This is a genomic window from Mycobacterium sp. UM_11 (genome assembly GCF_001414075.1).
In the GTDB taxonomy this organism is placed as follows: domain Bacteria; phylum Actinomycetota; class Actinomycetes; order Mycobacteriales; family Mycobacteriaceae; genus Mycobacterium.
On sequence record NZ_LATC01000035.1, the window covers coordinates 1 to 11475 of the forward strand.

The window sequence follows — 11475 nt, forward strand, 5'->3', positions numbered from 1 at the left end:
ATGTGTATAAGAGACAGGTGCCGAACCAGGGTCGATCGACATGGTCGAGGCGTTGCTGCGGCGGTACGCACGGGTGCTGCTTCCGGTTGCGCGCACCGCCGCCGGCAACGCGCCGCTGCCCCTGCGCTGGGGCGAATACCGGCCCGGCACGCTGACCTCCGCGCGGTGGGGATTGCTCGAGCCGCCGGAGCCGTGGCTGCCCGCGTCGGCGATCGCCGAGGCGAGCCTGATCCTGGTGCCGGCGCTGGCCGTCGACCGCTCCGGGGTGCGGTTGGGCCGGGGCGGCGGCTTCTACGACCGATCGCTGGGCGGCCGGGACCCCGGGGCGCGGCTGGTCGCCGTGGTGCGCGACGCGGAATTGGTGGACGAGTTACCCGCCGAGCCGCACGACGTTGCGATGACCCACGCCCTCACGCCGCGGCGGGGCTTGATCGCCCTCGGGTAACAGTTCGGGAATGAGTGACATCACGTGGCGGTTCTAGCACTTGAGACGCTAGAGTGCTAACAAGCTTTGCAATCACCCGGAGGTTTTCGTGCCGACTTACAGCTATCAGTGCACCCAGTGCGACGATCGCTTCGACATCGTGCAGGCCTTCACCGACGACGCGCTGACCACTTGCGAGCGCTGCTCCGGCCGGCTGCGCAAGCTGTTCAACTCCGTCGGGGTGGTGTTCAAGGGCAGCGGCTTCTACCGCACCGACAGCCGGGAATCCGGCAAGAAGACGGGCTCGAGCAACGGGTCCTCGTCGAGCGATTCGGGTTCGGGCTCGTCGTCGAGCGAGAAGTCGACCGGGTCGAGCGGGTCGGGCGACAAGTCGGGCGCCAGCTCCACGGCGTCCACCGCGGCCGCGTCGGCCTGACGGGTTATCCACAATCGCCGTCGTCGGCGGCATTCGCCCCTGAGCGGGCTGCAATTACCGTTGCCGCGTGCGCGAATCGTCGCTGAACCCAAGCCTGTTCGGCCGCCTCTGGACGGCGCGTCCGGATTGGACTCGGACCGTCATGGCGCGTCGGGTCGCCGCAGGCGGCCTCGTGGTGCTGGCCGGCCTGGCGGCGCTGCGCTCCAACCCGGCCGGTGATTACGCCGACGTGGTGGTCGCCGATCACGACCTGCGGCCCGGCGCAGCGCTGACCCCGAACGACGTTCGCCTCGAAAAGCGTTTGGCCACAACCATTCCCGATGGGTCGCTGGTCGATGTGCGGACCGTGACGGGTTCGACGCTGGCCGGCCCGGCCAGGCGCGGCGAGGTCCTCACCGACGTCCGGTTGCTGGGCAGCCGGCTGGCGGAAGTGACCGCCGGGCCCGGCGCCCGCATCGTGCCGCTGCGGCTGGCCGACAGCGCCCTGATCGACCTGGTCCGCGTCGGCGACGTCGTCGACGTGCTGGCCGCGCCGGCGGCATCAACGGAGACCACCCAGCCCGTCCCCAAGGTGGTGGCCACCGACGCCGTCGTGGTGCTCGTGTCGGCCAAGCCAAAGATCCAGGGCGCGGACGGCGACCGCGTAGTCTTGGTGGCGCTGCCGGCCCGCGTGGCGAACACGGTGGCGGGCTCGGCGCTGGGCCAGGCGGTCACCCTCACCCTGCACTGAGCGCCCCGCCGCGGTTGGCCAAGCAGCCGAGGAGCAAACTCTGTCCAATCCCAGGAAGGACATCTTCAATGTTCAAAGGGTTCAAGGAGTTTCTGTCGCGGGGGAACATCGTCGACCTGGCCGTCGCGGTGGTCATCGGTACCGCATTCACCGCGCTGGTCACCAAGTTCACCGACAGCATCATCACGCCGCTGATCAACCGGATCGGCGTCAATCAGCAATCCAATGTCGGCGCCCTGAAGATCGGCATCGGCGGCGGTCAGACGATCGACCTGAACATCCTGCTGTCCGCCGCGATCAACTTCATCCTCATCGCCGCGGTCGTGTATTTCTTCGTCGTGCTGCCCTACAACACGTTGCGCAAGCGCGGTGAGGTCGAGCAGGCCGACGACGCGCAGGTGGTCCTGCTGACCGAGATCCGCGACCTGCTCGCGCAGACCAACGGGGATTCATCGGGCAGGCACGGCGGCGCGGCGGCCACTACGCCGCCCCCGGAGCACGGCCCGCGCGCGGACGCCGAGCAGTGACCGCGCGCTGCGGCGCCTAGATTTCCAGGCTCGACAGCTGCCCGATGATCTGGGCGGCCAGGGGGTTCAGCGTCGCCATGCCGTCACGCACGGCATAGCGGGAACCCGCCAGGTTCACCACCAACGTGCTGCCGGACACCCCGGCCAGGCCGCGTGACAGCCCGGCGTCGGTGATGCCCGCGGACAGTCCCGACGCCCGGATGGCTTCGGCGATGCCGAGGATTTCGCGATCCAGGATCTCGCGGGTGGCCTCAGGGGTGACGTCGCGCGGCGTCACACCCGTCCCGCCGACGGAGACCACCAGGTCCACCCCGCCGATCACCGCGGTGTTGAGCGCGTTGCGGATCTCGACCTCGTCCGCCGCGACCGCAACCACACCGTCGACGACGAAACCCGCCTCGGTCAGCAGCTCGGTGACCAACGGCCCGCTGTGGTCCTCGTCCCCGTGGGCCGTGCGATCGTCGACCACGACGACCAGGGCCCGGCCAACGACCAACTCCGCGCCCGTTTCCATGGGTGCCACCGTATAACCGAGCTCCGACAATCCCGCCGCGGAGGGTTCTTCGACTCGCATTACTGATCCGCCTTCCCCAGGGTTACCGGCACGGTACGGCTGCCACCAGCGGGATCCTGGAAGGTCAGCGAGATCTTGTCGCCGGGCGCCTTGGACCGCACGGCGGCGACCAACGCGTCGGCACTGCTGATCGGGCGGTCGTCGACCTTGGTGACGGTCACGTTCTTGGGCACCCCGGCGGTCGCGGCCGCACCGCCCGGCACGACGTCGACGACCTTGGCGCCCGGCGAACCCTTGTCGTTGGTCACCTGCACGCCCAGTGAGGCGTGGGACGCCTTGCCACTGCTGATCAGCTCGTCGGCGATGCGCTTGGCCTGGTCGACGGGGATCGCGAAACCGAGCCCGATCGAACCGCTCTGGGCGTCCGGCGAATCCGCACCCAGGGTGGCGATCGCCGAGTTGACGCCGACCAGTTGACCCTGCATGTTGACCAGCGCGCCGCCCGAGTTACCCGGGTTGATGGCGGCGTCGGTCTGGATCGCGTCCAGCACGGTGTTCTGGTTGCCCGACTCGCCCGTGGTGGACACCGGCCGGTTCAGCGCGCTGACGATTCCGGTGGTGACGGTTCCCGACAGGCCCAGCGGCGACCCGATGGCCACCACCGGTTGGCCCACGCGCAGATCCGACGAGGAGCCCAGGGAAATCGGGGCGAGGCCGGAGACGCCCTGCACGCGGATCACGGCGATGTCGCTGGTGGGATCGGCGCCGACAACCGTGAACGGCGCGGTGCGACCGTCGGCGAAGGTCACCGTGGTCTTCGGGGCGGGACCACCCGGTCCGCCACCGGGACCTCCGGGCGGACCGCCGGGGGGCGCACCGGGAGGAGCGGGCGGCTTGGGCGTCCCGGCGGCCGCGGCGACCACATGGTTGTTGGTCAGGATCAACCCATCGGCCGAAAGGATGATGCCGGAGCCCTCCTCGGACTGCCGGCCCAGGTCGGTCTCCAGCATGACGACGCTGGGCACCACCTTGGCGGCGACCTGTTCGACGCTGCCCGGTGGCATGTTCGCCGCCGGGACGCTGGGCGCGCCGCCGCCGGTGATGCTGTGCCCGCTGCCGTTGTTCGAATGCGTGCCCAGCTCGACGGCCGTCGCCGCGGCGCCGCCGATGCCGGCCGACACCACCGCGATGGCCAGGGCGCCCACGGCCAACAGCCCCGCGCGGGGCCGTTTTTGGGGCCCCGGGGGCATCGGCGGCAGCATGCCGGGAATCGGGCCCGTCCCCGTGGCCCCGGGGATCGGGCCCACCCCGGTGCCGCCGGGGATCCGGCCCGGGCCGGTGCCGCTGAACGGGTCGTAGGGCTGCCGGAACTGGCCGGTCGGCTGCGATTGCTGCCGCCAGTCGAACGGCTGGCCGTACGGTTGCCCCTGGCCATAAGCAGAGTTCCCCGGGTGGCTCGGGGTGGGCGCAGGCTGATTCGGCGCAGGACGATATCCCGGCTGCTGCGGCGGTGGCGAATACCTCGGGTCATTCGTCATGTCGCTACGTCGCTCTTCCTCTATGTATTCGGCTCGGCGGCTCGACTGGGCCATTCAACCCTAGCCGCAGACCTAGGTTGCCCGCGCGGACTGAGAGTCCACTGAGATAACGTTCGCCGGTTCCCGAGAGTTCGACTCCCCGGTCGCCACGGGAACGGTGGGGTCGGTGCCCGATTCCTTGTCGGCGGGTGCGGGGTACGCCGGCGGCGGCATCGGCCGCCCGGGCAGCAGCACGTAGAACGAGGTCCCCGGCGGCTGACCGCCCGGCACGGTGTCTTCGACCCGGAGCAATCCGCCGTGGTTGAGCACAACCTTCTTGACGATCGCCAGCCCGAGCCCGGACCCCGGCATCGCGCGGGCGGTCGTCGAACGGTAGAACCGCTCGAACACCAGGCGGCGTTCGTGCGGCGGAATGCCGGGGCCGTGGTCGGACACCACCAACTCCGCGTGCGACGGGTCGAGTTGCCGCATCCTGACGCCGACGTGGCCGCCCGGCGGGCTCCACTTGGCCGCGTTGTCCAGCAGGTTCAGCACCGCGCGCGACAGCCCGGCGGCGTCGCCGAACGTCTGCCAGGGCGTCACGTCGACGTCGAAGTGAATGTCGTTGCGCCGCCGCCGGACTCGCTCGAGGCTGCGTTCGACGACCTCGGACATGTCGACGGGTTCGTGCACCACCTGGCCGGCGTCGTCACGGGTCAGGTCCACCAAATCGCCGACCAGCGTGGAGAGCTCTTCGATCTGCGCCAGCACGTCGGCGCGCAGGCCGACCATCTCCTGCTCGGGCAGCCGCGGCGCCCCGGGTTCCATCGACGCCATCAGCAGCTCGACGTTGGTGCGCAACGACGTGAGCGGGGTGCGCAATTCGTGCCCGGCGTCGGTGACCAGCCGCGCCTGCCGCTCGCGCGACTCGGCCAGCGCGCGCAGCATCAAGTTGAACGCCTCGGTGAGCCGGGCCAATTCGTCGCTACCGAACACCGGAATGGGCCGCAGGTCGTCGGTGCGCGCCACCCGTTCGGCCGCTTCGGTGAGGCGGGCCACCGGACGGAGCCCCGCCCGGGTGACCATGCCGCCGGCCACCGCCGCGACCGCGACGCCGACGCCGCCGACGATCAGCAGCACCCAGCGCAGCTTGGTCATCACCGCCTCGGTCGGTTTGAGGCTCTTGGAGATCAACAGCGAGCAGCCGTTGGGCAGGTGGATGGCCAGGACCCGTTGATCGGCCGCCGTGCGCCGCGACATGAACAGGTCACCGCGGATCACCGCTTTTTCCGGCGCGCCGACGGGCAGCGTCTGGCCCGGCTGCTGCGCCGTGTAGATCGAGTGGCCGGGATTGACCAGCATCGCGTTGACGTCGGAGTAGGCGGTGCCCTCGATGGCCTTCCCCGGGTCGGCGGCCAGCGAACCGCTGGCGATCAGCAGCTGCGCCCGGCTTTGCAGCTGATTGTCGATGTCGTTGTACAACGCGGCCGAGATCACCGCGTACACGGCGAACGCCATCAGCACGACGACCATCGCCACCATCGACATCGCCAGCAGCATCACGCGCCACCGCAGGGACAACGAGCTGGTGGCGCGCAGCGGTACGCGTTGCGGCCGTTGGTACCGGATCATCGGCGAGGGTGGCTGGTCACGGCGGCGTCTCCCGGAGGACGTAGCCCACGCCGCGCACCGTGTGGATGAGTCGTGGTTCTCCGTCGGCCTCGGTCTTGCGGCGCAGATAGCCGACGTAGACCTCCAGCGCGTTGCCGGAGGTGGGGAAGTCGAATCCCCACACCTCCTCCAGAATCCGGCTGCGGGTGAGCACGCGGCGCGGATTGGCGATCAGCATCTCCAGCAAAGCGAATTCGGTGCGGGTCAGGCTGATCTGGCGTTGCCCGCGGGTGACCTCCCGGGTCACCGGGTCCAGCGTGAGATCGGAGAACGTCATGGCCACCGATTCGGCGTCCTCGTCGTCGGGTTTGGTGCGGCGCAGCAGAGCCCGCATCCGGGCCAGCAGCTCCTCGAGCGCGAACGGCTTGGGCAAGTAGTCGTCCGCGCCGGCGTCCAGGCCCGCGACCCGCTCGGAAACCGAATCGCGGGCGGTGAGCACCAAGATCGGCAGGTCGTCGCCGGTGCTGCGGAGCTGACGGCACACCTCGAGGCCGTCGAGCCGCGGCATCATCACGTCGAGCACGAGCGCGTCGGGCCGGTCGCTGGCGATCAGCTCCAGCGCCTCCACCCCGTCGTGGGCCAACTCGACCGAGTAGCCATTGAAGGAAAGCGACCGGCGCAGCGATTCACGCACTGCGCGATCGTCGTCGACGACCAGTATCCGCACGGGCCTAGTGTCGTCCCGACGCCTGAGAGCGGGCTGAGAGGCGCGCCGCGTATTTGCCGAGATTAACTAACGGCGGTCGAGGTCGATCAGGCCGAGGCGGGCGGCCTTGAGCAGCCGGCGGGGCACCTTGTGCTTCTGGCCCGCGACCGTCACACCGACGAGCTCGGTCTTGGTGGCCTTCCACTGCGCGCGACGGCTACGGGTGTTCGCGCGCGACATCCTGCGCTTGGGTACGGCCATGGTCGGGCCTAACTCCTCGTCTCGGGGGTTTGTCGCGCGGCGTGGCCGGTGCGGCCGAACGTGCGACGATTGCTATCAGGATAGTCGGTGGCCTGCCGCGCACCAAAATGGCGCCCGGGGGCGTCGAGATTGCCGTGGCGGCCGTGATCCGGGCGCGGACCACGACCATGGCGGCAATCTCGGCGCGGGAAGCGGCGGGGGCGTCCTTGACGGGGCGCCGGCGCGACCCGCTAACCTACCGGTTGGTTGGTTGGTTTGCGCTCACCGGTGAATCGCAGATGGGAGGACGCCGTGGCCTCTGCCCCTGGTCGTGGCGCGGTCCGAATCGCGAACTGCTCCGGCTTCTACGGCGATCGGCTCTCGGCGATGCGCGAGATGCTCACCGGCGGCTCCAATGACCCCGTGGACTACCTGACCGGCGACTACCTGGCCGAACTGACCATGCTGATCCTGGGCCGCGACCGGATGAAGCATCCCGAACGCGGCTACGCCAAGACCTTCGTCACCCAGCTCGAGGACTGCCTGGGCGAGGCCCGCGACCGGGGCGTCCGCATCGTCGCCAACGCCGGCGGCCTCAACCCGGCCGGCCTGGCCGCCGCGATCCGCGCCCTGGCCGAGCGGCTCGGCATCCCGGCCCGCGTCGCACACGTGGAGGGCGACGACCTGCTGGGGCGCGCCGCCGAACTCGGGCTGGGCACCCCCCTGACCGCCAACGCCTACCTGGGCGCCTGGGGCATCGTCGACTGCCTGGACGACGGCGCCGACGTCGTCGTCACGGGCCGGGTCACCGACGCGTCGGTGATCGTCGGGGCGGCCGCCGCGCACTTCGGTTGGGGGCGCACCGACTACGACCGGCTGGCCGGGGCGGTGGTGGCCGGCCACGTCATCGAGTGCGGGGTGCAGGCCACCGGCGGCAACTACTCCTTCTTCACCGAAATTTCCGACCTGGGCCACGCCGGCTTCCCGCTGGCCGAGGTCCACGCCGACGGTTCCTCGGTGATCACTAAGCACCCGGGCACCGGCGGGCTCGTCAGCGTCGACACCGTCACGGCGCAGCTGCTCTACGAGATCAGCGGCGCCCGCTACGCCAACCCCGACGTCACCGCCCGGATGGACACCGTCGAGCTGTCCGCGGACGGCCCCGACCGGGTGCGCATCAGCGGCGTGCGCGGGGAGGCCCCGCCGCCCACCTATAAGGTGTCGCTGAACAGCATCGGCGGATTCCGCAATTCCATGACGTTCGTGCTGACCGGTCTCGACATCGAGGCCAAAGCCGACTTGGTGCGCCGGCAACTCGAGGCCGCGCTCACGGTCAAGCCCGCGGAGCTGCAGTGGTCGCTCGCCCGCACCGACCACACCGACGCCGACACCGAGGAAGCGGCCAGCGCGCTGCTGCACTGCGTGGTCCGCGATCCCGATCCCGCGAACGTCGGGCGCCAATTCTCCTCGGCCGCCGTGGAATTGGCGCTCGCCAGCTACCCGGGCTTTCACGTGACCGCCCCGCCGGGTGACGGCCAGGTCTACGGGGTGTTCACCGCGGGCTACGTGGACGCCAAGGAGGTGCCGCACGTCGCGGTGCACGCCGACCATACCCGAGTCGAGATCCCCAGCGCCGCAGACACTTTGGAGCTCGCGCCCGCCGACCCCCCGCCGCTGCCGGAACCGTTGCCCGATGGGCCCACCCGCCGCGTGCCGCTGGGCCGCATCGCCGGGGCCCGCAGCGGCGACAAGGGCGGCTCGGCCAACGTGGGGGTCTGGGTCCGCACCGACGAACAATGGCGCTGGCTGGCCAACACGCTGACCGTCGAGAAGCTCAGGGAGCTGCTGCCGGAAGCGGCGGAGTTCGACGTCACCCGCCACGTGCTGCCGAACCTGCGCGCGGTCAACTTCGTCATCGACGGCATCCTCGGCCAGGGCGTCGCCTATCAGGCGCGGTTCGACCCCCAGGCCAAGGGGCTGGGTGAATGGCTGCGCGGCCGCCACGTCGAGATCCCCGAAAGGCTCCTATGAATCTTTGGACGACGCCGGAGCGCGAAGAGTTGCGGAAGACGGTGCACTCCTTCACCGAACGGGAGATCCTGCCCCACGTCGACGAGTGGGAACGCGTCGGCGAGCTCCCGCGCGAACTGCACCGGCGCGCCGGGGCGGCCGGGCTGCTGGGCGCGAACTTTCCCGAGACGGTTGGCGGGGGTGGGGGCGACGGCGCGGACGCGGTGATCATCTGCGAGGAGGTGCACCAGACCGGCGCTCCCGGTGGTGTTTTCGCGTCGCTGTTCACCTGTGGCATCGCGGTGCCGCACATGATCGCCTCCGGCGATCAACGGCTGATCGTGGAGTTCGTCCGGCCGACGCTGGCCGGCGACAAGATCGGCGCGCTGGCCATCACCGAGCCCGGCGGCGGTTCGGACGTCGGGCACCTGCGAACCTCGGCGGTCCGGGACGGGGATCACTACGTGGTCAACGGCGCCAAGACCTACATCACCTCCGGGGTCCGCGCCGACTACGTCGTCACCGCGGTGCGCACCGGCGGGCCCGGGGCGGCGGGGGTGTCCCTGCTGGTGATCGAGAAGGGCACACCGGGTTTCGAGGTGAGCCGCAAGCTGGCCAAGATGGGATGGCGGTCCTCCGACACCGCCGAGCTGTCCTTCGTCGACGCCAGGGTGCCGGCGGCCAACCTGGTCGGCACCGAGAACAGCGGCTTCCTGCAAATCGCGCAGGCCTTTGTGGCCGAGCGGATCGGCCTTGCCGCACAGGCGTATTCGAGCGCCCAGCGGTGCCTGGACCTGACGCTGCAGTGGTGCCGCGACCGGGAGACCTTCGGCCGGCCGCTGATCTCGCGCCAGTCGGTGCAGAACACGCTCGCCGAGATGGCCCGGCGCATCGACGTCGCCCGCGTCTACTCCCGCAACGTGGTCGAGCGCCAGCTCGCCGGCGAGACCAACCTGATCGCCGAGGTGTGCTTCGCCAAGAACACCGCCGTCGAGGCCGGCGAATGGGTGGCCAACCAGGCGGTGCAGCTGTTCGGCGGCATGGGCTACATGGCCGAATCCGAAGTCGAACGCCAGTACCGCGACATGCGGATCCTGGGCATCGGCGGCGGAACCACCGAGATACTGACCGCACTGGCCGCGAAAACGCTTGGATATCAATCATGACCGTCCTGCAGTCCACCCTCGACCCGCAATCGGCCGCCTACTCCGACGCGGCGTCGACCGCGACCTCCCGGCTCGAGGAGATCGACGCCGAACTCGCCAAAGCGCTTGCGGGCGGCGGCCCCAAGTACGTCGAGCGCCACCACGCCCGCGGCAAGCTGACCGCCCGCGAACGCATCGAGTTGCTCGTGGACCCCGACTCCCCGTTCTTGGAGCTCAGCCCGCTGGCGGCCTACGGCACCGCGTTCACCGTCGGCGCCAGCACGGTCACCGGGATCGGCGTGGTGTGCGGGGTGGAATGCCTGATCGTCGCGAACGACCCGACCGTCAAGGGCGGCACCAGCAACCCGTGGACCCTGAAAAAGATCCTGCGCGCCAACCAGATCGCGTTCGAAAACCGGCTGCCGGTCATCTCCCTTGTGGAGTCCGGCGGGGCGGACCTGCCCACCCAGAAGGAGATCTTCATCCCCGGCGGGCGGATGTTCCGCGACCTGACCCGCCTGTCGGCCGCAGGCATCCCCACCATCGCCCTGGTATTCGGCAACTCCACCGCCGGTGGTGCCTACATTCCCGGCATGTCCGACCACGTGGTGATGATCAAGGAACGCTCGAAGGTGTTCCTCGCCGGCCCGCCGCTGGTGAAGATGGCCACCGGTGAGGAGTCGGACGACGAATCGCTGGGCGGGGCCGAAATGCATTCCCGCGTATCCGGTTTGGCGGATTACTTCGCAGTGGACGAGCTGGACGCCATTCGCATCGGCCGCCGTATCGTCGCCCGGCTCAACTGGCGCAAAAAGGGCCCGGCGCCCGGGCCGGTCATCGATCCGTTGTTCGACGCCGAAGAGCTGATCGGCATCGTGCCCGCGGATCTGCGCATCCCGTTCGACCCACGCGAGGTGATCGCCCGCATCGTCGACGGCTCCGAATTCGACGAATTCAAGGCCATGTACGGGTCATCGCTGGTGACGGGATGGGCCCGCCTGCACGGCTACCCGCTGGGCATCCTGGCCAATGCGCGCGGCGTGCTGTTCAGCGAGGAATCGCAGAAGGCGACCCAGTTCATCCAGCTGGCCAACCGCTCCAACACCCCACTGTTGTTCCTGCACAACACCACCGGCTACATGGTGGGCAGGGACTACGAAGAGGGCGGGATGATCAAGCACGGCTCGATGATGATCAACGCGGTCTCCAACTCAACCGTCCCGCACATCTCGCTGTTGATCGGCGCCTCCTACGGCGCCGGCCACTACGGCATGTGCGGGCGGGCCTATGACCCCCGGTTCCTGTTCGCCTGGCCCAGCGCCAAGTCCGCGGTGATGGGCGGCGCCCAGCTGGCGGGCGTCTTGTCGATCGTGGCGCTGGCCGCCGCCGAAGCCCGCGGCCAGCAGGTCGACGAGGACGCCGACGCCGCGATGCGGGCCGCCGTCGAGGGGCAGATCGAGGCCGAGTCGCTGCCGCTGGTCCTGTCCGGGATGCTGTACGACGACGGGGTGATCGACCCGCGCGACACCCGCACCGTGTTGGGAATGTGTCTGTCCGCCATCGCAAATGGCCCGATCAAGGGGACGTCGAACTTCGGCGTCTTCCGGATGTGAGC

Annotated in this window: 11 protein-coding genes and 1 pseudogene; 7 read left to right on the forward strand and 5 right to left on the reverse strand. The window is 69.7% G+C overall.

Annotated features, from left to right (window positions below):
• Positions 1-16: 16 nt before the first annotated feature.
• From WU80_RS11305 to mscL, 4 genes and pseudogenes are all read left to right on the forward strand, one after another.
• Positions 17-445: pseudogene (locus tag WU80_RS11305) on the forward strand (5-formyltetrahydrofolate cyclo-ligase); the annotation flags it as partial.
• 88 nt (positions 446-533) lie between these two features.
• Complete coding sequence (locus WU80_RS11310) at positions 534-860, forward strand: FmdB family zinc ribbon protein (protein WP_055402755.1); 327 nt, start codon at positions 534-536, stop codon at positions 858-860.
• Between the two features lie 67 nt (positions 861-927).
• Positions 928-1590 (forward strand): SAF domain-containing protein, encoded by a 663-nt coding sequence (locus WU80_RS11315; protein ID WP_055402753.1) that lies wholly within the window; start codon positions 928-930, stop codon positions 1588-1590.
• Positions 1591-1658: 68 nt separating this feature from the next.
• Positions 1659-2117 carry a large-conductance mechanosensitive channel protein MscL gene (gene mscL, locus WU80_RS11320; RefSeq protein ID WP_055402751.1) on the forward strand — a complete coding sequence of 153 codons (459 nt, stop codon included), beginning with the start codon at positions 1659-1661 and terminating at the stop codon, positions 2115-2117.
• Between the two features lie 16 nt (positions 2118-2133).
• Here the strand turns inward: mscL and WU80_RS11325 are convergent, their stop codons facing one another.
• The 5 genes from WU80_RS11325 to rpmF all read right to left on the reverse strand — a co-directional run bounded on the left by WU80_RS11325 (position 2134) and on the right by rpmF (position 6726).
• Positions 2134-2691, reverse strand: coding sequence for a molybdenum cofactor biosynthesis protein B (locus WU80_RS11325; protein WP_055402749.1), 558 nt, complete (start codon positions 2689-2691; stop codon positions 2134-2136).
• Positions 2691-4223, reverse strand: a complete 1533-nt coding sequence (locus WU80_RS11330; protein ID WP_156349521.1) for a S1C family serine protease — start codon at positions 4221-4223, stop codon at positions 2691-2693. The genes WU80_RS11325 and WU80_RS11330 overlap by 1 nt, the downstream gene beginning before the upstream one ends.
• A gap of 18 nt (positions 4224-4241) precedes the next feature.
• Positions 4242-5780 carry a HAMP domain-containing sensor histidine kinase gene (locus WU80_RS11335; protein ID WP_055402745.1) on the reverse strand — a complete coding sequence of 513 codons (1539 nt, stop codon included), beginning with the start codon at positions 5778-5780 and terminating at the stop codon, positions 4242-4244.
• A 16-nt stretch (positions 5781-5796) separates the two neighbouring features.
• Positions 5797-6486 carry a two-component system response regulator MprA gene (gene mprA, locus WU80_RS11340; RefSeq protein WP_055402744.1) on the reverse strand — a complete coding sequence of 230 codons (690 nt, stop codon included), beginning with the start codon at positions 6484-6486 and terminating at the stop codon, positions 5797-5799.
• 66 nt (positions 6487-6552) lie between these two features.
• Positions 6553-6726, reverse strand: coding sequence for a 50S ribosomal protein L32 (gene rpmF / locus WU80_RS11345; protein WP_007168835.1), 174 nt, complete (start codon positions 6724-6726; stop codon positions 6553-6555).
• A 291-nt stretch (positions 6727-7017) separates the two neighbouring features.
• On the opposite strand from rpmF, the gene WU80_RS11350 reads away from it, so the two are divergent.
• Genes WU80_RS11350 through WU80_RS11360 form a run of 3 tightly spaced genes read left to right on the forward strand, consistent with a single transcriptional unit; the run spans position 7018 to position 11473 of the window.
• Positions 7018-8736: an acyclic terpene utilization AtuA family protein gene (locus WU80_RS11350; RefSeq protein WP_055402760.1), complete on the forward strand. Its 1719-nt coding sequence runs from the start codon at positions 7018-7020 to the stop codon at positions 8734-8736.
• Positions 8733-9881: an acyl-CoA dehydrogenase family protein gene (locus WU80_RS11355; protein WP_055402742.1), complete on the forward strand. Its 1149-nt coding sequence runs from the start codon at positions 8733-8735 to the stop codon at positions 9879-9881. The genes WU80_RS11350 and WU80_RS11355 overlap by 4 nt, the downstream gene beginning before the upstream one ends.
• The gene (locus WU80_RS11360; protein WP_055402740.1) at positions 9878-11473 is read left to right on the forward strand and encodes an acyl-CoA carboxylase subunit beta; all 1596 of its coding nucleotides are present in this window, start codon (positions 9878-9880) and stop codon (positions 11471-11473) included. The genes WU80_RS11355 and WU80_RS11360 overlap by 4 nt, the downstream gene beginning before the upstream one ends.
• The last annotated feature ends 2 nt before the right edge of the window (positions 11474-11475 follow it).